This is a genomic window from Paenibacillus sp. J45TS6, from assembly GCF_018403285.1.
GTDB lineage: Bacteria > Bacillota > Bacilli > Paenibacillales > Paenibacillaceae > Paenibacillus.
Genome location: NZ_BOSJ01000016.1, coordinates 35974 through 60650 on the forward strand (window position 1 = coordinate 35974; position 24677 = coordinate 60650).

Below are 24677 nucleotides of genomic sequence, written 5' to 3' on the forward strand. Positions count from 1 at the left end.
CAAAAGGTTTGGAATAGATTCAGTGAAAGTTAACTATAAAGAGGTACGTAACATAGATACGGTAATTTGATTTTATTATTCTGAATTTTTCATATGTTGAAATAGTATAGTAATTATCATTTATCTTCTTATCTTCTCTTTCGTTTTTAGGTAAAAAACAGGCTTGCCACTATGGCAAACCTGTTGAGTTTCTTCTTTTGTGAATTTTTCATCATATTAATGTATCATTTATTTTCTCGTAGACTTTTTGGACGTAAATCGGTCCAGTTTTCCTCGATATACTGCTGACATGAGCTTCGACTTTCCGTACCATATACAATCATCCATCCCCCGGGCACATCAATCTCTTCTGGCCACATCGAATACTGCTCCTCATCATTCATTAAGACAATAAAATTACCATCGGGATGATCAAGTAGATTTGCCATCATGTTCACTCCTCTTTCACTATGATTCATAAGATTCAGTACACTTTACTAGGCTCAAGATGAAAACGAAGTTTTTCGGCAACAATCGGTCCCATCTCCGACAAAGGAATGGGCTGACACATATCTTTATGCCGGCAATGAATATCGTGCTTATCCATATTTCCTTTGATGTAAGGCTTCCACGTATCCGGGGAAATAGGATCAAACCAATCTGGCGTAATTGTGGATCTGAAAAATAACACATCTCCCTGATATTTACCTGGCTTGTACTCCCCAAGAATTCGCACAGAATTCACATAAGTTTCTTTCAGGTTCAAGATCGTTTCTTCCGTAAGACTAGCTAGTGCACTGCCGTCTCTTTGAAGAATCTCCATTGCTCCGGCCATTGTCAGCTTCTCATCGATCATGTCAGGGTCGTACCCGCCCAGTGCCAAAAGGGCGATTAGCGCTTCCTCCTCATCCGGGCCTTTCCCTAAAGGCAGGAAATGTCCTGGATATGCATCAAACATACACAATAAGTCGACTTCTTCCCCTTGTTCTTCCAGTAAGACTGCCATAGCGTGAGCCACATTTCCTCCGAGTGACCAACCAAGCAGATGATAAGGCCCGTGCGGTCTAACCTCCCGAATAAGCTGGATATATCCCTTTGCCATTTCTTCTAGTGTTGAAGGAAGTTTTGTTTTCTCCCCTATCCCTTTAGCTTGAAGTCCATAAAGAGGAACATCGGAAGGAAGTGATTTTATAAGCCCTGCGTAACACCAACTCAGTCCTCCTGCCGGATGAATGCAGAATAGTGGATTCCCTTCTCCTTTTTTTCGAAGCGGTAACAACGAATTCAGTGCATTTTGCTCTCCCCCGTCTTCCAGCCGTTCACACAAAGCTGCAACCGATGGTGCTTCAAATAAAATACCGATACTTAGCTCCACACCAAGGGAATCCCGAATACGACTCATGAGCTGAGCTGCGAGCAGTGAATGTCCTCCAAGATCGAAGAATCCATCATGGATACCCACTTTCTCGGCAGAGAGAATTTCAGCAAACAGATCACACAATACTTCTTCCTGTGGGCTTCTCGGCCCTTGGTAAAGATTCGATCTTCCATAGTCAGGTGCAGGAAGTTTGTTTCGATCCAGTTTACCGTTATTGGTTAGTGGAAATTCGTTCATAACCACGCAGGCTGATGGAATCATATAATCCGGAAGGGTACGCGCTGCGTGCCGTTTCAATTCAGCCAGTTCAGGATAAGTACCGGCGCTTGGAACTAGATAAGCAACAAGTCTTTTATCACCCGGATTATCTTCGCGAGCGATCACGGCAGCTTGTTCTATAAAAGGATGATGGATGAGAACATTCTCAATCTCACCAAGTTCAATTCGGAACCCGCGTATTTTTACCTGCTGATCTGCACGTCCCATATAATGAAGTGTTCCATTATTGGCCCATCTGGCAAGATCCCCGGTGCGGTACATTCTGCCTTCGGCATACGGATTTGCGATAAATCGCTCAGCTGTAAGCAGGGGTTTGCCCAAATACCCTCGTGCGAGTCCAGCACCGGCTACGTACATCTCTCCCGTAACTCCAATAGGTACTGGCTGTAAATAATCATCAAGAACGTATACCATGAGATCTCCAATTGCCTTACCAATGTTACTGGATACTTCTTTCTCTGTATCACTATGGCGTAGTTCCTTATAAGTGACATGAACAGTTGTTTCCGTGATGCCATACATGTTAACGAGTGTTGGAGCATTGTCCGGATGCCTTTCATACCAAGTATCCAATCTAGAAATTTCCAGTGCTTCTCCGCCAAAAATAACATATCGAAGCTGTAAACCAGCGGACAGCTCGGGCTTATCCTGATCTGCTTGCATCAATTGGTAAAAAGCAGAGGGTGTCTGATTGAGCACCGTCACTTTCTCACGAACGAGCAGTTCTAAGAAGGAGTCAGGCGAACGACGAACGAGATCTGGTACGATCACGAGTTTTCCACCATACAACAAAGCCCCCCATATTTCCCATACCGAAAAATCAAATGCATAGGAGTGAAATAGTGTCCATACGTCCGTATCACGGAACTGATAGTCTTTTTCCGTTGTTCGAAGCAGCCTCACTGCATTCTGATGAGGAATGATGACCCCTTTTGGCTGACCTGTGGACCCAGAAGTATAAATGATGTAGGCACCATTCTGTGGTTGAAGCATGTCCTTGTCGGCCATTTCAGAAATCCTGTCTATATTTAAGTTCGTCCTGGATTCATTGCATATCTCCTCAATTGTAGCCGGATCATCTAGTAGAAGAACCGATGTACCGCTGGCTACATTCCTAAACTTTGACAAATGCTCCTGCATTGTAACCAAGCATACGGGCTTCGCGTCTTGCATCATATAATCAATCCGCTCAGAAGGGTAGGCTGGATCAAGAGGAAGATAGACTCCGCCACATTTTAAGATCGCGAGAATAGAAACAATCATGTTAGTTGATCTGGATATTCCAAGCGCGACTACCTTTTCAGGACCTACACCAGCTCGATTCAGAAGACCTGCCAATTGATTAGCCTTTTCATTCAGTTCCTGATAAGTAACTTTATCTTCATCATATGATACTGCTATGTTTTGCGGTGTCTCACGCACCTGAGTTTCGAACCACCTAACAAGGGTTGACTCTTCCATATCCTCTTCAATTCTATCCCTTAGATGAAGCAGTGATTGTTTCTCCTCCTCATCCATAATAGGAAGATATTCAATGGACTGGTCAGGTTTTTCCGCAGCATGTTCTAACAGAAAAAGAAGTCGTTCCGCTATTTTTTGAACGGTTTCCTCTTGATAGAGGTCTTTACTGTATTCCAGGAATCCGCGAATACCGTCTAGCGAACCGGAATCCGTTCGATATTCTCTGAGTTCTAATGTCAGATCAAATTTTGCCGAATCCGTGTGAGCAAGTTCAAGCTTTGTCTCAATACCCGATAACGATAGTCCTGGTTCCGGTGTATTTTGAAAAGCAAACATGATTTGAAACAAGGGATGTCTTGATTTTAATCGTGGTGGATTCAATTGTTGTGTGAGCCGCTCAAACGGAATATCCTGATACTTGTAAGCCGCAAGGTCTGTCTCCCGAACTCGCTCAATCAGTTCCCGAAATGTTGGATTTCCCGATGTATTGGTGCGGACAACAAGCGTATTCACAAATAAGCCTATCATATCGCTAAGCTGATCATCATTTCGTCCCGCAACCGGTGTCCCTAGCGGAATATCATGCCCCGCCCCTAACCGGCTTAACAAAGCTGTAAACCCAGCTTGCAAGACCATAAATAGGCTGCTTCTGCAATCCTGTGCCAGTCTTTGAAGTCGTTCATGCAACTCTCTGCTGAATTCTAGCTGTACGGTTCCCCCTTTAAAGCTTGGATTAGCTGGTCTTGGAAAGTCTTTCATCATGGGAAGTTCTTCGGGCAGCTCAGCTAGTTGATGAGTCCAGTATTGTAACTGCTCTTCTAAATAACCGTCAGCTTGTTCAGACAATGCAAGCCATCTTTCCTGCCATAATGCATAATCCGTATATTGAATGGGAAGAGGTTTGTATTCAGGAACTGCGTCTCTACATCGAGCTTCATAAGCGAGTGACAAATCCTGAGTAAGCGGTGTTAATGACCATCCATCTCCGGCAATATGATGCAGTAATAGGACGAGAACATATTCTTCTGGATGAATGACGAATAAATCAGCACGTATAGCAGGTTCCTTGGATAGAGAAAAAGGATAACGAATGGCTTCCTTCACCTTGTTGTCCAGCTCAATCTGTGAAATCTCTGTCACGGCAAACGGAATTGAAACCTCGTTTGGACCAAGGATCAACTGCTCAGCTGTGCCACCATTCTCAGGGTATATTGTACGTAGTGACTCATGCCTAAGCGCCAAATCATTCAAGGCCATTTTCAGCGCATCTACCTGTAAAAGACCCTTCATTTCAATTACAAGGGGAATATTATAGGCACTGTTCGGTCCCTCCAAACGATCAAGAAACCATAGTCTTTTTTGTGCAAAAGATAACGGGATCTCACTTGGTCTTTCTTCTCGCTGTATAGCTGGGCGAGTATGCACAACATCATCTAATTTCTTAACGAGTTTTGCTACCGTTGGTGCCTCAAACAGATCTGCCAGTGACAAGTCCTTCGAAAAAATACCGCGTATGCGCATAGATAAACGTGCCGCGAGTAAGGAATGTCCACCTAGATCAAAGAAATTATCATCAATTCCTACTCTTGGCAGTTGCAAGATGTCGGCAAACAATTCACACAAAAGCTCTTCCTGCGGTGTCCGGGCTTGACGTAATGTTGTCAGAGAAGCGTAGTCTGGTTCAGGCAGCGCTTTACGATCCAGCTTCGCATTGGGTGTAAGCGGGAGTTCATCCATGAACATGATCGCTGCAGGAATCATATAGTCTGGCAGTCGTTCTCCAACATAACTGCGCAGCTCTGAGTTCGTTACTGAACGACATTCGGCTGGTTCTTGGTCCATGACAACATAAGCAACGAGCTTGCTCTCACCTGCTTCGTCTGTTTTTGATATAACAGCTGCCTGTACTAAAGATGGATGTTGCAAAAGAATGGACTCAATCTCCCCCAGCTCGATCCGGTATCCGCGAATTTTGACTTGGTGATCACTCCGTCCGACATATTGCAATGTTCCATCTGGAAGCCACCTTGCCAAATCTCCGGTATCATACATCCTCGATCCTTTTGTACAAAAGGGATTTGCTATAAACCGTTCTGCCGTAAGTGAATAACGGTTTAAATATCCTCTCGCAAGTCCTTTTCCAGCAATATATAGATTCCCAATCATGCCCACTGGGACCGGTTCGAACCGTTCATTTAATACATAAACTTCTGTGTTCCAGATCGGTCTGCCGATAACAGGTATCGCTTTTTGCGAGAAGGTAAGTGGTATTGCAGTAGACCAAATGGTGGTTTCCGTAGGTCCATACAAATTCACAACTTCACAATCCAGCCTGTCTAACTCCTGAAGCAACTCCGTCGATAACGCTTCTCCTCCGGTTAGTACTTTCAGTCCTCGCACCGCCGCTGAATTAAAACGCACTAAAGATTGCCACAAAGTCGGCGTTGCCTGTATCGTTGTTATATTTGAATATGACATCAGTTCATCAAACAATTCAGGATCTTGAACCGTTCTTCGTGGTGCGATTACAATACTTGCACCTTGCAACAAGGGAAGATAAAGCTCTAATGCTGCGATGTCAAAAGAAACGGTCGTGACGGCCAATAGCCGGTCGGTTTCCTTCATGGGCACAAGTTCCTGCATCGACATCAGAAAATTGGTGAGTGCTAGGTGATGAATCACCACTCCTTTGGGCTTTCCTGTAGAACCAGAAGTATAGATAACATAAGCGGGGTGAGACGTTGATATTGGCTCCGTTCTTTCTTGATCGGAGATGTCCCTGTCAGAATATTGTTTCAATACTCTTCCCAGATCAGGTCCATTTATCGTCATTTTGACAATAGGATCAGGAATAAATGCTTGTTCTTTCATGCCCTCTTCGGTCAGAACGATAATAGGCTTTGCATCCTCAAACATATACGTAAGTCGTTCCTCAGGAAAATCAGGATCGAGCGGTAAATAGGCAGCTCCCGATTTCATGACTGCAAGCAAGGCAATTAGAAGTTCCTCTGACCTCCCCATCATAATGGCAACAATCCGCTCCGGTCCGGCGCCGTATTTCATCAAATGTCTGGCGAGTCGGTTTGCTTTCTGGTTTAGCTCCGTATAGCTCATTTTCTCGTTGTTATAAGTAATCGCTGTTCGCTTATCACAGCGAACCACCTGTCTTTCCCACAAACTTGTTAGATGTATATCAGTCCCCTCTTTATATGTATCATTCCAAGAGGTTACTAGCTTTTCGCGCTCACCTGGAAGGAACAACGACACTTCTGAAATCAATTGCTCTGGTTCGATGGTCATTCGTCCAAGAAATGCAGCAAGTCTTTGTAAATGAATCTCTATTTCTTCTTCACTGTATAAATTAGGATTCGCATCTACATTCAGTGTAATATTTCTGCCATCTGCCGTTCCATAAATATGAAAAGAAAGATCTTCTGACGGTCCTGAGTTTATATTATGAATGGTGCCTGAGGCATCATTTCCCCAGGTTAGTACAGAAGAAAACGGCATAATATTAAGCAGCGGACCAAACAATTTTCTCTGATTAAATCCAAGACCGAGTTCTCTTCTTAGCTCTTCATGCCTGTAGGATTGATGTTTCTTGATTTCCTTCGTTTCTTCCGATACCTTTCGTACAATTTCACGCAAGCTTATTTTCGGGTGCAACCTTACTTGAAGAGGAATGATGTTCATCATCATTCCTGGATAATTGTACAGAGCTGAACCTGATCTATTCATTACTGGTAACCCAAAACTAACCTTTTCTATTCCCGTATAACGGTACATATACCCTGCTATTCCGGCGATGAGTACCTCAGCCCAGTTCGCCTTCATTTTCTTCGCACTAAGTATCAAATCATCACATAAAGATGCTTCGAAAGACAAGGATCTGCGGATCACGAAATTTGGCACACCTGAGGTACGATCAGCTAACGTAGGTATGTCCATGTCTTTCGTACAGCGATTCAGCCAAAAGGTACGATCTATCTCTTTACGTCCACTGCTTCGGTACAAATCTTCCGATAGAAGAACATCTTGGACGGAGCTGAATTTACAATTAGGAACTTGACCTCCCTTAGATAATGCCGTGTAAATCTCGGCAGCTCTTCTCATGAGAAGAGCAACACCATAACCATCTGTCACAATATGATGTATTCGCTGATACCAGTAATATCTGTCATGTCCCACTATGAATAAAGCTTCTTTATATAAGGGCCCCTCCTGAAGCTGAACGGGTGTACGGATGTCCATCTGCATCCAGTTTCGTGCAGATTCGTGCGGATTAGAAAGGCCTGATACATCGATAATTTCTATTTCCGAAAGCTGTGATATCTCATACTGGGTCTGGTACGGTCCTTCTTCTCTTTCTTCAAAGAGCGAATGGACCGTTTTTGCTTCTAAAAGCATTTGATAAATTGCTATTTTGAATAGATCCAAATCCAAATGCCCTCGAATATCAACATACTCAGCGGTATTATATATTGGATTTTTAGGATCCAGCTGTTGGGCATACCATAAGCCTGACTGGGCTTCAGTCAGGGGATTGCTTGATAATGATGAAAGATTCGTCATATACGTTGCCTCCTTACTTCAGCAAATAATCCAGATTAGGTGGATTCACAGCAGTAGACTGTATCATCACTTCGGAGCTATGTTTATACAGGTTCTTGCTTGCATTTAAGAGATCAGACCAATCTAGCAATGTAGGTTTCTCTAGCAAATCTATGAGCTGAATATCCATTCCTTGTCCACGCCATTTCTCTATTAAAGTCATGATTCTTATGGAATCAAGTCCTAACATAGTTACGTCTTCCTCTACCGATATCTCTACTTCCGGGATAAAAAGCAGGTTTGCTACAACAGTTCGAAGAGATTCTGGTGTCACGATTGGGTCCAGCTTTTTATTATCTATTTCAGTCGTCACGGTAGATGCGGAATTCAGCTGTGTTATAATTTCTTCCGTTGTTAACGTATAAGCACACCGCTCAGACGCATATTTTAATGCTTGTAAATGATGATCTTTAGAGAAATCAGCCAGTGCGTCTGCCACAAAAAAAGGCTGGATTTCCTGCATAAAAGCTTCGGCTGCCGTCAACATACAACCAATATGAGCGTATACGCCGCATACCATCATTTGATCTCTGCCTGTACTCCGAATGATGGACAGTAAATCCGTTTTCTGAAAAGCACTGTATCTCCATTTGGTGAGTAAAAGGTCCTCTTCTGCTGGAGCAAGCGAAGGGATAATACGCTGTTTCTCCGGATCATGCCCAATGCCATCTCCCCAGAAATCAAGAAGCAATCCTCTTTCTTCTCGGTTCTGTCCGCCCGGCTGTGCCGTATAAATAACAGGAATGGAGTGCTTATGAGCAGCTTCTCGAAGCTTATCAATATGTTCAATCAACTCACTCACAGGAGAAAGTCCTTGATAGGCGTCAATGAAATATTGCTGCATATCATGAATTAGCAATACCATTCTGGATGGATCTGCTTGCCAGTTTACTTTATTATCAGGTAAATCTGCCCGTAAAGGCATAGAGTAGGAACCGATTGTTGGGATTGTCATTTTTAAAACATCCTTTCTGGGTAAATCATCTATTTGGTTTGCAACTTTTTTTCTAGATTGAGCTTGTCAGCAATTTGTGCACGAAGTCCCTTTTTACTTACCTTCCCAACAGCTGTCACCTCAAAAGAGGATACATATTCGAATCGATCCGGGATCTTATAAGCCGCTAGCCCTCTCTCTTCTAAAAACCTGCGAAGTTCTCGTATACTTGGTCGCTCTTGCCGCTCTTCTCTTAAGATGATAAATGCACATACTCTCTCACCGAGGAAATCATCCGGCATGGATACCACCGCAACATCATAAAGATCTTCATGAGCAAGTAAGTGATTCTCGACTTCTTCTGCGGCTATCTTTTCTCCCCCGCGGTTAATCTGGTCTTTGGCTCGTCCCATAACGATCAAATTTCCGTCTGCTGTCATCCTAGCGAGGTCCCCCGTTCGATAAAATCCGTCAGGTGTAAACGACCTCCGATTATGTTCTTCGGCCTTGTAATATCCACGAATGGTATAAGGTCCCCTCGTCAGTAGATGTCCGGTCTCCCCCCTGTTTACAACTATATCTTCATCATCCACTATTTGAATTTCATCAGCAGGAGATATGGGCCTTCCTTGAGTACGAACAATAACCTCCTCAGGATCATCTAACCTTGTATAGTTCACTAGGCCTTCTGCCATGCCAAACACCTGCTGTAGAACACAATCAAAAGATTGGTTCAATTTGGATGCTGTTTCTTTCGAAAATGAGGCACCGCCTACCTGAAGCACCTGAAGAGATGATAGGTTCTCTTTGCGGGACTTTGCCGCTTCGATCCACACCATCGCCAGCGGCGGAACCAGTGCCGTAATGGTTACCTTTTCCTTCTCAATGAGAGCGAATGCCCTCTCCGGACTTCCTCCTTCAGCCATGACGACCGTTCCACCTGCATAAATCGTACCGAGCACCCCAGGCGAACTAAGCGGAAAATTATGAGCAGCAGGCAGAACAGCCATGTAGACACTCTTTTCACTTAAACCGCATATTTCAGCACTTCCATGCAGGCTATAGATGTAATCATCATGCGTTCTCGGGATCAGTTTCGGTAATCCTGTACTTCCTCCGCTGAGCTGGAGAAACGCAGCCTCTTCCGCCCGTGTTACCGGGAACGTAACCGAAGCGGGGTCGCTGTATAAACTCCGAAGAGATTGGAAATTCTCGTGATCGCCTACCACAAGAACATGCTGCACAGAAGAAACTGCATGCTGCAGTTCAGCAGCCATTTTACGATAGTCGTAACCTCCATATATGTCCTGAATGATGTAAGCTTTCGCTTCCGAGTACTCACTGATATAGAAGATCTCACTTTTCCGATGGGAAGGAAGCGCGAATACAGGCAAGGCACCTATGCGAAACAAGGCAAAGATAACAACCAACAACTCGCCAATGTTCGGGAGCTGCACCACAACCCGGTCTTCCTTGTGAATTCCTAGCTGAATCAGACCAGCCGCCAATTGATCTGCCTCTTGTTTAAGATCCTGATAGGTCCACCTTTTTTCACCGCTGATGATTGCTGTCTGTAACGGATGCACTTTTGTTCTCTCCGCAAGTAATTCACTAAAAGTCATACCCTGCCAGTAACCGAGATTTCGGTACCTTCTTGCTTCTTCCTCTGGCCACGGTGTGCAGCCTTCCATCATCATTGATCCCCCCTGCTCAAAGTCATCACTCTTTTATCTTCTTTTAATCCAATCGCTTGTAAAAATGTGGCCAGCTTCGCTGCTGTCTCCGCAAGTTCATCTTCCGGCTTGGAACCTGCCACTATACCCGCACCTGCATATAAACACAGTTCATTCTCTTCAATTTCTGCACAGCGGATCGTAACAACCCACTCTCCATCGCCTTCCTCATCACACCATCCAATCATTCCGGTATAGTAATCTCTATCAAACGCTTCTATACGATCAATAGTCTTTTTTGCCTCCTTTGTTGGCGTTCCACATACGGCAGGTGTCGGATGCATCGCCATAGCTAGTTCCAAAGATGTAGTAGATGAATCTTCCAACACCCCCGTCATTTCTGTAGATAAATGCCACATCGTTTCCGTAGCAATAAGCGAAGGTTTCTGCGGAACGTGCAGTTCTCTACATAATGGCCGAAGAGCCGTAGCAATTGCTTTAACTACCAACTCATGTTCATGAAGATCTTTAGATGAAATGAGGAGATTTTGCGCACGTTTCTGATCTTCTACCGGGTCTTCACTCCTCGGGATTGAGCCAGCAAGCGGATTGGCAGTAACTTCCATTCCCGTGCGCCGAATAAGCAGTTCAGGACTAGCTCCTAGTAGTGTTACAGTGGACTGTGTTTGTAAATCTATAGATGCAGACATGCTGTTATTGCCTGCTTTCTTCATCTTCGTAAGAGGAACACTGAACGTATATCCCTCTGGATTGAGACGGAGAAGGGCCGACAATATCGGTTCAGCTTGTACTGTTTTGCTCGATTTGATATGAAGTTTTCTAGCCAGCACTACCTTATCTAAATGGCCTCTATTAATGAGACGAACCGCCTCGCTTACATCCGCTTTGTATTGCTCTTCATTTGGTTCAGATCTCATTACAATTTCAGCTGGATCCAGTCCCCTGTTCGTCTCGTATGGAATCTCTTCCTTACGGAGAGAGGATGAAATATGAACATTTTCACATACATAGAGCTGAGTCTGAACATTCATATCAAAAGGAATCGCTCCAACAATTCGTCTCTTCCGATGATTTCTTTCTTCTGACGTACTCCCATAGTCACTCATCGGTTTCGCCCACTCCTTACGTATTAGAGAGAGAATCTCCTCTCTCTCAGTTACTCCCTCTAGGGTCTCTAGTCGAGTTAAGGGGCCTTGTGCAAGCATGGTATATTTTGGAGTTGCATAAAAGAAAGACGTAGACGGATGATATCTCTGCAGTAATTTCGCTGCTTGGTTTTGCAATTGGCGCACGTTTGTACTATCTATATCTATACTCATAATCTTCCTCCTTATCTCTTCTACGAACTGAACTTCGCTTATACACCGAGTGTTGCTCCGCCATCTACCCGCAGATCACACATTGTAATTTGTTTTGCCCGATCCGATACGAGGAACGAGACAGCTTCTGCCACGTCCTCTGCCTCACCAAGCCTGCCAAGAGGAATTCCAAGACGATAACTTTCTAGCGACCCGGATAGGATTGAATCTACCGTAAGGTCTTCTGTCCACATGTGGCGCTGCATCGCAGTATCCGTAGATCCTGGTGAAACCACATTACAACGAATGCCGTGCTGGGCAAGCTCTAGACCCAAACATTTAGTAAAATGGACTGCAGCTGCCTTGGATGCGGCATACGCGGACATATTCATCCGGGGCATCGCCGCTGCATTAGAACCGACAGTAATAATGACTCCTGCTTTACGGGGAATCATAATACGGGCTGCCGCCCTGCTCATATAAAAAACGCCATGTGTATTTACATCAAAAATGCGGTTCCAGTCTTCGTCGCTGAAAAAAGCAACCGGTCCGGTTTCAAGTACCCCTGCCACGTTCACCAAAATATCAGGATCTGATAGTTCCCCTTGGATCTGGCTAAGTACATGATCTACAGAACTACTTTTGCTTACATCTGCCGGAAATGCCGTAACGAGTAATCCTTCCTCTCGTAGTTCCTTCGTTACGGTGTACAGCAACCTTGCATTTTGATCAACCATAGCCACCTTTATTTGTTGTTTAGCGAGTTCTTTCGCCACTGCTTTCCCGATGCCTTGGGCAGCACCTGTAACAATTGCCACCCGTCCTCCCCAATCGGAAGTTTCCATATTTATTTCACCTCTAAATATTGATAATGATTATCATTTGATTGATAACGTTTCTCATTATAGAGAACGAAATACTCATTTACCATGGATGTTATCCGGTATTTACCAATAAAAAAAGACATCCCCCTTTGTAAATGAAAGGAATGTCTTGATTATTCTAAGCAGCAGAGTGATCCTTCTTGGATGTAAAGAAACTCTTCGTTACTCTTCGTCAAACAACTCACTCAGCATACTTTCTTTGTGATTCATAAACTGTTTCATCACGACATAATGATCTGTCTCTTCTAGCCTAACCTTGTAGGTACCCTGCTCGGTTAGTTGATAGATGATACTGTCTGGATAAGCCATTAGAATAGGAGAATGGGTGGAGATAATGAGCTGACTTCTGCTTTTTACAAGCTCATGAATACGGGCAAGCATGGACATTTGCCGGATTGGTGACAATGCTGCTTCTGGCTCGTCCAAAATATAAAGACCATGTCCACCAAATCGATTCAGAAAAGCAGAAAAAAACGATTCCCCATGCGACTGCTCATGTAATGATTTTCCGCCATACGAATTTTTGAGAGGAGGACCAAAGCTCCCCTCTTCGTCTAAAGTATCTATGTAAGAAGCCACATTATAGTAGCTTTCAGCTCGAAAGAAAAAACCATCTCTTGGTTTAGCCCCTCCTCTAATGAGTCTGATTCGTTCATGCAGATTAGAATGTGTTTCTCTTGTAGCAAACTGAAAATTACGGGTTCCGCCTTCGGGATTAAATCCAGATGCAATGGCGATGGCTTCAAGTAAAGTCGATTTTCCCATCCCATTTTCCCCTACGATATAAGTCACTTTAGGGTGGAATGTCAATGTTTTCAGGTTACGAATCGCTGCGATGTTAAACGGGTAAGTTAAACGATCGTGGTGACTTGCAGGCGATAGCTGGAGTTCTCTTAAAAAATATGTATTCAATAAATCATTCATATTCCTATTTATCCTCCTTTAGGGCAAGCAAGTAGTTTGGTTATCGCAAGTAGACGATGCTGTATGGAATAGATTCTATCGTTTAGATCCTTTCGTTTAGATCCTTTCGTTTAGATTCTATCACTCATTTCTCGAACATAGATCACCACTTATTTACTTATTCATGTACGATCGAAAGCGGATAAAAGTGCTCCTTGATTATATTTTGTGTAATTTGTTTCAAAATCTGCCCATTTCGTAACCGACTAAGATCCATCTCTAAAAGATGACTTGGTTCAATCCACTTATAATCTGTAATACACTCTTCTTCAAGTTTTAGCGAGCCACCAATGATCTCTCCCATAAAATGAAACACGATCACTTGGTCATTCGTTGGACTTATAAAGTTATAAACACCTGTTGTGGAAGTAAGTTTTACATCGATACCTGTTTCCTCTTTTACTTCACGCAGTGCAGCACCGAGTATAGATTCACCTTGTTCTGCTCTTCCCGATGGAAAGTTCCATTTTCCTACTTCACCTGGCTTTTTCTCTTCGATCATTAGCAATGAACCCTGACTTACAATCGACACACTTGCTACCAATACAAAATGAGGCATCATTCTTTTTCTTCCTTTCTATGTCTATCTCAAAATGGATCTGTATAATAAATGAGCGAACACGTAATCCTATAATTTATCACAGCTCTATTAATCGTCACCTTATATACAAAAATACTGCAAAAAAAGAATTGATTTTGATAATGAGAATTGTTATCATTCATATGTAAATAGATAGACAACTAGGGGGAACTACAATCATGAGAAAGAAAAAACTAATGACTTTACTGTCGAGCTTGCTCGTCGTATCCGCATTTTTATCAGCTTGCGGAACGAACGAAGATACTACTAATAATACTACATCGAATACGAATACAAATGCAGAAACTCCTGCAACCGATGCACAAAATACATCTCAAGAACGTACCGTAACGGATGGAGTGGGAAATGAAGTCGTTATTCCTGCTAACCCGCAGCGAATTATTGCTTCTTACCTTGAAGATCATCTCGTTGCGCTCGGTGTAAAACCAGTTGCACAATGGTCCGTTGCAAACGGAATCCAAGAATATCTCCAAACGGAACTTGAAGAGGTTCCAACCATCTCTTATGATCTGCCATTTGAAGAAGTGGCAAGCTTTGAACCAGACCTGATCATTATGGATTCTGCGGATCTGGCCGCTGGAGATAAATACGAACAGTACTCCAAGATTGCTCCCACTTATGTAATCGGTAGTGAAGAGAACAATGACTGGAGAGAAGAACTTCTGAAAATCGGAGAGGTTCTAGGTAAAGATAAAGAAGCACAGCAAGTACTCGATGATTATGATGCGAAAGCAGCTGAAGCTAAAGAGAAACTCGCAGAAGCTGTACCGGGTGAATCTGCTGCTGCAATCTGGCTTGTACAAAAACAGTTCTATATGGTTAGCCAAGATCTATCCAGCGGTACAGTAATGTATGATGACCTAGGACTTGCTGTTCCAGAAGTAGTAAAAGAGATTTCAACTACAGGTACAGGTAACTGGCTTCCGGTTTCCCTAGAGAAACTTGCAGAACTCGATGCTGACCACCTCTTCCTGATCAACAGTGACTCCGACACTGGTAGTGAAGCATTGAAAGATGATCTATGGAAGAATATTCCGGCTGTGAAAAACGGAAATGTATATGAATTTGGTAGAGATACCAGCTGGCTGTACACAGGCGCTGTTGCAAACTCCCAAATGATTGATGATATTCTTAACAGCCTTGTTAAGTAAGGTAGATCGATCTTTTAAATGAATTGTTTATATGAAAAGGACCCTCATCTATGAAGGGTCCTTTTTCATATGATGTATTTTCAGATCAATACCGTATTCAATCCACGTCGCTTCTCATCTTATCTATTGGACTGCCGTATGTTCTTTCTGATTCTGATTCTGATTCTGATTCTGATTCTGATTCTGATTTCTTCCGAAAATTTGAGGATAAATAATTCCAAATAATATAATGATAATTCCAATCCACTGAACAATGGATACATACTCCTGCAATACCCAGACGGAGGCAATAACAGCAACGGGCAATTCTCCTGCTCCTAGAATGGTGGCAAGCCCCGTACTAATTTTCGGTGCTCCGAGTGCAAACAGCAATACAGGTAACACCACCCCAAAGGTTCCCAATATAAGCCCAAATAACCAATACCCATCAGCAAACGACACTTCGAGTACTACTTTGGGTGTCAGAATCGTGAGAAGCAAAAGTAAGCTCCCTGTCGAAGTGTAAAAACTTCTTGTGATCGGTGACATTTGAACCTCTATTCTACCGCTAAAGAAGACAAATAGTGCCATCATCACAGCAGCTGCTAAACCAAATAACGTACCCTTTAGATTTAACTCAAGTGATTCAACGCCAATGATTCCTCCTGCCAAGATGGTTCCTATAAATAATAGAATGACAGACACCATGGTAGCCGTTGATGGCCGTTTCCTAGTTACGATCGCCTCAATGAGGACACCAATCCATGTAAATTGAAATAGTAGTACGACCGCAATCGACGCGGGTATGCTTTGCAGTGACAAATAATAAGTGATCCCTGTCAGACAGGTGCAGGCACCAACCCCAGCTAGACGGATAAACTGCTTGAAACTCACTTTCTGCCTAGCAAATAAAAGCATCAGTATAAGCAGTAAAATCCATCCGGTCCCAAATTGTCCAAGTGTCAATTGTTGAAACGTGAATCCTTTCTCATATCCCAGTTTAATGACGGTGGACAAGATCCCAAATGAACACGCTCCTAAAAATACATACATTGAATTCTTCAATAACTGAAACAAACCTTTCCCCCCACGCAAAAACCCCACTTTTAATGTTTTAGGAACACGAAAACATTAAAAGTGGGGTCTTAAATTTAATATATAAAATTGATAAATCAATTTCATAACTCATTAAACGATAAATTTGTAACTATATATAGACAAACAGAACCATTTTGATCTATATATACTCCTGATTAAAGCAACTAAAGGTATTATGAAATTGATTTCATTTTAAGGGAAATTGCACAAAAAGTAAACTACGAATGAAGATCTTCTTTTAATTCACACCTGCACTCAGCTCTTGCTTTGGCTTAAAATGTCCAAGTTCAGGGCGTTCAAGACCAAGATGGTCTCTCAGCGTAGAACCTGTATATTCTTCTCTAAATAAACCTCGTTTTTGCAGAACCGGAATAGCCAGATTAACGAAATCTTCTAGATCTCCTGGAAGTACTGGCGGCATAATATTAAAGCCATCGCAAGCATAGGAATCAAACCATTCTTCCATCAGATCTGCTAGCTGTTCAGGAGTTCCTACAAATTGCATGTGTCCGCGAGTACTCAGTATCTTTCTTCCCAAATCAAGGATTGATAAATTGTCTTCATAAGCCATTTCCAAGAACAATTTCACTCGGCTCTTCATTCCATTTGAAGCAGCTACCGGATCAGGAATATCAGTGGGTAGTGGACCATCTGCTGGATAGCCGCTCAGATCATGTTGAAGGAAACCAGATAGCGCCATAATCGCTGTTTCTGCAGGGATCAGGTTTTGAAGTTCCTGATATTTTCTTTGAGCTTCTTCTTCTGTTGCTCCTAGAATAGGTGAAAGGCCCGGCATAATTTTCAGCGTACCTTTTTTACGTCCGCTCTGCACCAATTTCTCATTTAATTGCTCATAGAAACGCCTTGCTGCCTTAATTGATTGCTGCGCTGTAAAGATCACTTCTCCATACTGAGCAGCAAATTCTTGTCCTGGTTCTGAAGAACCTGCCTGAATGAGTACTGGATAACCTTGCGGTGGACGAGGTACATTGAGCGGTCCTTTGGTCGAATAGAATTTCCCTTTAAAATCAGCTTCTTTCACTTTTGATCCATCAGCAAATTTTCCATTCTCACGGTCGAGCACAAGCGCTTCATCTTCCCATGTGTCCCACAGCGAAGTAACTGCACCCGTAAATTCACTTGCCATCTCATACCGAAGTGCATGCTCTGGATGTTCAGGTCTGCCATAGTTATGAGCTTCTAAATCTAATTGAGAGGTTACAATATTCCACCCTGCTCTTCCTCCGCTGATATAATCAAGGGAAGCAAATTTACGTGCTACATTATAAGGTTCATTATAAGTCGTTGATACGGTTGCCGTGAGACCTATGCGTTCTGTAACCATGGATAACGCAGACAGTAAAGTAATCGGATCGAGCATACCTGAAGCGGCATACTCCACTTCCCGTACGTAGAGTAAATCAGCAAAAAACATCATATCAAACTTTCCTCTTTCGGCTGTCTGTGCTATTTTTTTGTACATTTCAATATCAAACAGTTGTTCGACACCAGAATCTGGATGTCTCCAGCCTGCATGATGATGTCCTGTATAATAAATAAAAGCGCCTAGATGCATCTGTTCATTTCTTTGTCCCATGTGTTAAACAACCCTTCTGCTATTTATTTGGAATGTTACTTAGCCTTTATAAGTCTCTCTCCAGCGAAGAAGTCTTGACTCCAGCATACGGACGATGGAATCAGAGAGTTTTCCGATAATGGCGAAAATGATAATGCCTACAAAAACGATATCTGTTTGCGAGTACGCTCTTGCATCCTGAATCATATATCCGATCCCGCTGCTCGTTCCCATCATCTCTGCAACCACCAGCACCAGCCACGCTACGCCAAGTGCTAATCGAACACCTAACAGAATGTTAGGAAGTGCTGCCGGCAGGATTAATCTAGTCAGCAATTGAATTTTAGAGTATTGAAAAATTCGGGATACATCATACAGCTTTACATCAACACTGCGAATCCCAAGAAACGTATTCACATACACCGGGAAAAAAGCGCCTAAAGAAATCATTAATATTTTTGAAAACTCCCCAATCCCAAACCACAGGATGAATAGTGGAATGAGTGATAACAGCGGGATGGTCCGCAGCATCTGAACGGTAGGGTCTAATGTTCGTTCTGCCATTTTTCCGAGTCCCGTAAATAGTCCAAGAAATAACCCCGTAAGTCCTCCTAATAAGAAGCCTGACAACGCACGAAATGTACTGATTGCAAAATGTTCCCACAGCGTACCGCTTTGTACTAGGCTGAAGAACTGTTTACAAATAGCAACCGGAGTCGGAAGCAGATTGGGAGCAATGAGTTGGAGACTTCCCGCAGCCTGCCATACCGCTACAAGCAGGATGGGAAGCACCCATGCATGAAGTGGAGCGGGAATGTACTCGAGCCAGTCCTTAGAGCGGATCTGTTTACTCGGAGTGGAATCAGCTTTCACTAGCGCCCACCTCCCTTGTAACTGTCTTGCCATGAAAGCATGCGATGTTCCAGCCATCTGATTAAAGAATCAGACAATTTCCCAACGACTGCAAATACGATAATACCGACGAACACAACCGATGTTAAAGAAAATGACCGAGCATCAATGATGATGTATCCAATACCGGAACTCGAACCCATGAGTTCGGCCACAACGAGTCCAAGCCATGCAACCCCAATGGATAAACGGATACCGAGAAAAATATTAGGCAGTGCCGCCGGCACAATTAACTTCCAGATCAGCTCCCATCTACTGAACTCCAGGACTCGGGCAACATCAAAGAGTTTGTTATCTACCGAACGGATTCCAAGAAACGTATTAACGTAAAGCGGGAAAAAGGCTCCCTTTGCGATCAATAAAATTTTGGAAGTTTCCCCAAAACCAAACCATAAAATAAACAAAGGGGCGATCGCTAAATGGGGCAACGTCCGCAGCATCTGCAGAGAAGGATCAACAAGCCGCTCTGCCCGGTAGGAAAAACCGACCCATACTCCTGCTGCAAGTCCTAGCCCTCCTCCAAGAATAAATCCAAGAAAGGCTCTCCCTGCTGAAATGCCGAGGTTTGAAGCCAATTCACCGGAAAGAATCATGGCAACCAGTTCATTCCAGATAACACTTGGTGTAGGGAGAAGCACGGGATTAAGTAAGCCTAGTGAACCCGCAATCTGCCATATTGCAATCAGAAGTAAGGGTACAGACCAACCCAAAGCAATATTAATCCACCTTATTTTCCACCTTTGGTCTTTCTTCTGAAACCATTCGCGGGGGCCTTCCCGCTTCTTCGCTAATTTACTAACACTATTTTGAAGCATGAAAAACGCCCCATTTCTTCACATCTGCCTTTTATGGCTGAAGTGCTTTTTCGATATACTGATTATCAAATACGCTTTTTACCTCAATTTTTTTACGAATTGTTTTTAGCTCATATTGGAAGTCCGCTGTTTTCTGCTGTTCTTCTATAATCGCATCACTGACCGGAATATTAATCTGTCTAGCTCGATCAAAAGTACCTTTAATCACATCGACAGGAATGCCCCGTTCATCCGCATATCTTTGAATCGCCTCGTCTTCATGTTCGTTCTCCCAAGCGAGTGCATCATTCAGCACTTTTAAGTAAAGGGTGACGAGATCTGGATTTTTGTCAGCAAATTCTTTGCGTACGATATTAAAAGAAGGAGAAAAAATTCCAAGCTTTTCACCATCGGTTAGAATTTTCGCTTTGCCCGTCAGTGTGTTCAGCGTGATATAAGGATCCCAAGTTGCCCAAGCGTCAACGCTTCCCGATTCAAAAGCGGGCTGAGTCTCATCTGGCTGAAGCTGAATGACCTCCACATCAGAGGCGGCGATTCCTTCTGCATTCAGACCTCTATATAGAAAGTTAAATGCATTGCTTCCTTTGGTAACTGCCACTTTCTTACCTTTGAGGTCACTGATCGACTGCGCCGGACTATCTGCTGGTACAATAATAGCCACGTTGTTTTTTCCTTCCAGGCTTTGAGAGATTACTTTAAAAGAAATATCGGCTGCTTGTGCTGCAATAATCGGCATATTCCCAAGTCCCGCAAAATCAAGTCGATTCGAGGCCATTGCCTCTGTCATCGGGGGACCGCTTTGAAATTCAGCCCATTCTACGGTAACTCCATGCTTAGCAAATTCTTTCTCAAACCACTGTTCTTCGCGTGCCTTTCCAAATAAACCTCCGCTGCCTTGAACTCCGATCCGAACGACCGAATCTTGTGTTCCTCCTGCTCCGCTGCTCTGTTTTGTATCTTTTGCACAGCCCGCAATCACGAGTAAAGCCACCAAGAATAATGTAAAAGTCCAGACTCTCTTTTTCATGTTCATTCCTCTCCCCTAGGTTCAATAGTGACTTTACCGGTTTATATCCCTGCTCCCGCATCGAGTTCAGGTTCTTCCCCTTTTTCAAATTCTCGCAGCACTTTTGCTCTAAGCTCTTGAAATGAAGACCCGGTTCTTTTCCGAGGGAAAGGTAAATCAATCGGCTGAATGGACCGGATCTGACCCGGTCTCGGATTCATAATGACAACTCTTTCTCCCAGGAAAACAGCTTCATCGAGATCATGAGTAACGAATATCATGGTTGTGCGATTTCTCTGCCAGATATCTAAAAGTACTTCCTGCATATGAGATCTTGTAAATGCATCTAGTGCTCCAAAAGGTTCATCGAGCAAAAGCACGTCTGGCTCACGAAGCAGTGCTCTTGCAATCGCCACACGTTGCGCCATGCCTCCGGATAGCTCCCTAGGGTAAGATTGTTCAAAACCTTCCAAACGAACCAGTTCAATTAGTTCAGATACCTTCTTGCGAACATCCGGTTTTTTCAGTGATAAATTTCCGGCAATGTTCTTCTCTACATTCAGCCACGGAAATAAGCGCGGCTCCTGAAAAATAAATCCTTTTTGAATACTTGGTCCCTTAATGGGCTCTTCATTCAGCAAGACTTTTCCTTCATATGAAGTGTCGAGTCCTGCAATGATTTTGAGCAGTGTACTTTTACCGCATCCGCTTGGGCCGATCATGGTTAGGAATTCTCCTTTCCGAACTTGTAGATCAATCTGATGGAGCGCTACTACATCTCCTGCTGGTGCACGAAAGACCTTATTCAGCTGCTCGATCCGCAGTGTACTGGTTGTCATCGAAGAACCCCCTAACTCGAGTATATAAATTAATCTTACCTGTTTAGTAGGATAAAAGGGTAAAAAAAAGAGAGACACAACGCATTATAGGTGCATGACGAAAAAAGCACCTCAAAAAAATAAAAAAAGCGTGATATCTCCAGTTGTCTGGTCGATTCGCTATTCTATTGTCATTTCACAAAATGAAACATCCTTCATTCTGTCTGATCTGTCGTTTATTTTATCAACAGTAAAAATGGTTGTCAATCCTTTTTTTTACATATAAAAGGTGCTGATACCTCGATCAGGGCATCAGCACCTTTCTTTTATTTTACAACAACAATCACTTTATCCGTTACCGTATTTCCGGACTCGTTACTAAGCTCTGCATAATACTCATATGTTCCTTCCGGACGATTCGTAATAGCAGACACTGCACGCTGGGCATTCGGCGTCTGCACGCTTAATGATTGGGTATCGATAAGCTCGCCATTCTCATATAAACGGTAAGAAGTTGCATTTGTGCCCCACCATAGATTCATCTCTACCTTATAGTTACCGTCATGATCCCAGTTATCATGAGAAAGTACGGCCTTTCCTGGATTTGCATCGGTAACTATAACGACAATGGAAGTGGATGCCCTAGTACCGTAGCTGTTCGTCAGTTCGCTCGTATAGGTATAAGTTCCGTTTGATTTTCCAGTAATCGATGTTACAGCAGACTGTCTTTCTGGCGTACGATCACTGATTTTCTGTGTATCAATAAGGATGCCATTCTCGTATAATTTGTATTCTGTCCCGTTGTTTCCCCACCACAAATTCATCGTAATCTCATAACTTCCATCATTTAGTCCATTGTCATGTCCGTTATTGCTCGAAAGTATAGCTTGTCCTGGTACTCCTTCAGCGAGAACAGGTTCTTCCGGTTCTTCTGGTACTTCAGGTGTTTCAGGTTCCGTACTTTCCGCAAGTGTAATATCGCTGAGTCCTCTAGGTTTTAACTGATATACTCCGCGAAAAATAGCTGATACTCCTGTCAAGTTCACTTTATCTCCCGCTTGATACGGAAAGTTGTCCATCGTGATCCCCGTACGAGCGTCAATTCTCACATGATTCGTTTGCTCCCCTACCGCATCAAATTCAAATGATCCTGCAGGAGATGCACTAACCATGTTTTCAATCGTAACTCCATTCAGTTGTACTAACTGACCTTGTGTGTCTTCCCCTAAAGTAACCACCGGTTTCGCACTAGGAACATTACCGTCACCTATTTTTTCAATGGATTCAATTTCATCTAGTTCTAGCTCTGTATTATATAAGGTTAATTTCGCCTTTATCTTCACCTTATCCCCAATATTAAATCCGCTTTGCGTTTGATACACATATATACCAGCGGTATCATCCTGTAAATAAAAGGCTTGTCCTCCAAAGGTACCCGGCTGCGTCGTCACTACCCCTTCGACCATAACCTGAGTACCCTCGCTTTTCGTTCTCGCTTCACTAATCGTTAAGAGAGTAAGCTCAGGCGTTTGACCTCCGTCTTCAGGAAGAGCCTCTACAGGAACATTCGCAATCGTAACCGGCGTTGTCACCAGATTGGAACCGTTCAATCTGAGCCTCAAATTCGCTGCTCCGGTTGTACCTGGTTTGATCTGTACAGTAATGTCCTTTGTCGCTATGCCTTTACTATTCGCCGTCAAGCTGAATGTCTGACTATAACCATAAGCACTTGGCCAGGACAGGTCTGCATTTTGAACTTTCGCAACTTGTGTTCCGCCTGTCGTATAGATACCTGCACTATACCCAGATACCGTGCTGTTTGGCGCAAGATTATTCACCACTACACGGATTTGGAAAACTTCGCTGTTAGGAAGCTGACTTTGATGCACAAAACTATATAACGGGTTGGAAGGAGCTGCTACGTTACTTCCGTAAGACCCCGCTTTAAAAGTAGATGGATCCCACCATTTATATCCGGCAGCAGGCTGAGACCACGGTTCTGATTGTGGTTCTGTAGAAGCAGCGGGAACCTCAAACGGCAACACGGCTGTTGGCTGATCGAGTGCAAGACCGTCTACTTCCGTAAAATCAGAATAAGCCTCATCTTCGGAAAGCCAGTTTACTAGATTAACTAAGAGAGTCGCATCATCTTGCTCTTTAAAACCATCATATGTCGTTTTTTTACTCCCATTTTCCTCACGAACGTATTTAGGAGTGGCATCCTCGACTGGCGAAGAATCTCCAATGAAGGCTGCTTTACCAAGCCCTGCTTTAGATACAGCCACATAAGGTCCTTCTTCTATTCCGCCACCGTTATATACACCTTGGTCAACGGCATTGCCCCAAGCCGCATTTGTCTTCGGTAAATATACAATTCCTTTGGCTTTTGTTGGATCTATAATGGCTAGTGTCGAGCCTGCATGCATGGCTACTGTCGATACCCCTTCGGTTATCCCAAATGATTGACTTGGAGCAACGATATTGTTCGCCGTGACATCACCTAGCGCATTGTAACGGAATCTTACACCAAAGTTCTCAGCAAGCCAGTCCGAACTGACTACGCCCTGCATCGCTGCTGAATTTTTCTCCTCTATACTCATTCCTTTTGTTGGGTCTGTAAAGGCCCCCCTGCGGTATCCATTAATGGACTCAGAACCGTCCCAGCGGTTTTTGTTCCGATCCGCATTATAGTGATCACCAATGAAAAAGATACTTCCACCTTGATCCACATATTGTTCCATTGCAATTTGTTCGCTTTGTTTAAAGGGTATATTCGGCTCTGCAACGACAAAAACATCATAATCGGAGAGATCTGATAGCGTGATTGGAGTCGACTTACGGAGTTCTTTTACATAATAACCATCTGAAGCAAGCGCATTGCCGAAATCGGAGAATCCTCCATCAATGACCCAATCCGCTGCTCCTGCCGTCTGTGCATGGGTATTGTCAAACAATACCTTCTTACCCGCATTTTCATTAACTACTTTTGCATGAATATAAGGTGCGGGATCTTGTGCGCTCTCTGCTTGAACAATAGGCGTAATGTCAGCTGACCATCCTGTCTGAACAGATAGCGCTAATGCAGCTGCCACCACATATTTAAAAAAGCGACTTCCTCGAATCTTCTTCCGTATTGTCCCCATCTTTTCCCTCCTATAATGTTAATATTTGTATATACCCTATTATTCTAGCAACTATACATTAAAAATATTGCTACTTTATGTAAAATAAAAAAAACAG

16 protein-coding genes are annotated in these 24677 nt (G+C 43.3%); 1 reads left to right on the forward strand and 15 read right to left on the reverse strand.

Annotated elements, in window-relative coordinates; genetic code table 11:
* Positions 1–224: 224 nt before the first annotated feature.
* The 8 genes from KJS58_RS19485 to KJS58_RS19520 all read right to left on the reverse strand — a co-directional run bounded on the left by KJS58_RS19485 (position 225) and on the right by KJS58_RS19520 (position 14043).
* Positions 225–428 (reverse strand): MbtH family protein, encoded by a 204-nt coding sequence (locus KJS58_RS19485; protein ID WP_213535074.1) that lies wholly within the window; start codon positions 426–428, stop codon positions 225–227.
* Positions 429–463: 35 nt separating this feature from the next.
* Complete coding sequence (locus KJS58_RS19490; protein ID WP_213535076.1) at positions 464–7669, reverse strand: amino acid adenylation domain-containing protein; 7206 nt, start codon at positions 7667–7669, stop codon at positions 464–466.
* Positions 7670–7682: 13 nt separating this feature from the next.
* Entirely contained in the window at positions 7683–8663 is a 981-nt protein-coding gene (locus KJS58_RS19495) for an isochorismatase family protein (RefSeq protein ID WP_213535078.1), read from the reverse strand.
* 29 nt (positions 8664–8692) lie between these two features.
* Positions 8693–10336, reverse strand: a complete 1644-nt coding sequence (locus KJS58_RS19500) for a (2,3-dihydroxybenzoyl)adenylate synthase (protein WP_213535080.1) — start codon at positions 10334–10336, stop codon at positions 8693–8695.
* The gene (gene dhbC / locus KJS58_RS19505) at positions 10336–11655 is read right to left on the reverse strand and encodes an isochorismate synthase DhbC (protein ID WP_213535081.1); all 1320 of its coding nucleotides are present in this window, start codon (positions 11653–11655) and stop codon (positions 10336–10338) included. The genes KJS58_RS19500 and dhbC overlap by 1 nt, the downstream gene beginning before the upstream one ends.
* Positions 11656–11693: 38 nt before the next feature.
* Positions 11694–12479 (reverse strand): 2,3-dihydro-2,3-dihydroxybenzoate dehydrogenase, encoded by a 786-nt coding sequence (locus KJS58_RS19510; protein ID WP_213535083.1) that lies wholly within the window; start codon positions 12477–12479, stop codon positions 11694–11696.
* A 201-nt stretch (positions 12480–12680) separates the two neighbouring features.
* A complete protein-coding gene (locus KJS58_RS19515) occupies positions 12681–13442 on the reverse strand; it encodes an AAA family ATPase (RefSeq protein WP_213535085.1) in 762 nt (253 codons plus the stop codon).
* 157 nt (positions 13443–13599) lie between these two features.
* Entirely contained in the window at positions 13600–14043 is a 444-nt protein-coding gene (locus tag KJS58_RS19520; protein ID WP_249717658.1) for an NUDIX hydrolase, read from the reverse strand.
* A 197-nt stretch (positions 14044–14240) separates the two neighbouring features.
* Between KJS58_RS19520 and KJS58_RS19525 the strand changes: the two genes are divergently transcribed.
* A complete protein-coding gene (locus tag KJS58_RS19525; RefSeq protein WP_213535087.1) occupies positions 14241–15233 on the forward strand; it encodes an iron-hydroxamate ABC transporter substrate-binding protein in 993 nt (330 codons plus the stop codon).
* Positions 15234–15356: 123 nt separating this feature from the next.
* Here KJS58_RS19525 and KJS58_RS19530 read toward each other — a convergent pair whose 3' ends face one another.
* The 7 genes from KJS58_RS19530 to KJS58_RS19560 form a co-directional block, all read right to left on the reverse strand.
* Positions 15357–16289, reverse strand: coding sequence for an EamA family transporter (locus KJS58_RS19530; RefSeq protein WP_213535089.1), 933 nt, complete (start codon positions 16287–16289; stop codon positions 15357–15359).
* Between the two features lie 259 nt (positions 16290–16548).
* Positions 16549–17907, reverse strand: a complete 1359-nt coding sequence (locus tag KJS58_RS19535) for an LLM class flavin-dependent oxidoreductase (protein WP_213535091.1) — start codon at positions 17905–17907, stop codon at positions 16549–16551.
* Positions 17908–17946: 39 nt separating this feature from the next.
* Positions 17947–18792: an ABC transporter permease gene (locus KJS58_RS19540; RefSeq protein WP_213535146.1), complete on the reverse strand. Its 846-nt coding sequence runs from the start codon at positions 18790–18792 to the stop codon at positions 17947–17949.
* Positions 18759–19613: an ABC transporter permease gene (locus tag KJS58_RS19545; RefSeq protein ID WP_213535092.1), complete on the reverse strand. Its 855-nt coding sequence runs from the start codon at positions 19611–19613 to the stop codon at positions 18759–18761. The genes KJS58_RS19540 and KJS58_RS19545 overlap by 34 nt, the downstream gene beginning before the upstream one ends.
* 31 nt (positions 19614–19644) lie before the next feature.
* Positions 19645–20646 carry an aliphatic sulfonate ABC transporter substrate-binding protein gene (locus KJS58_RS19550; RefSeq protein ID WP_213535093.1) on the reverse strand — a complete coding sequence of 334 codons (1002 nt, stop codon included), beginning with the start codon at positions 20644–20646 and terminating at the stop codon, positions 19645–19647.
* 35 nt (positions 20647–20681) lie between these two features.
* Entirely contained in the window at positions 20682–21458 is a 777-nt protein-coding gene (locus KJS58_RS19555) for an ABC transporter ATP-binding protein (RefSeq protein WP_213535095.1), read from the reverse strand.
* A 305-nt stretch (positions 21459–21763) separates the two neighbouring features.
* Complete coding sequence (locus KJS58_RS19560; protein WP_213535096.1) at positions 21764–24580, reverse strand: DUF5689 domain-containing protein; 2817 nt, start codon at positions 24578–24580, stop codon at positions 21764–21766.
* Positions 24581–24677 lie beyond the last annotated feature (97 nt).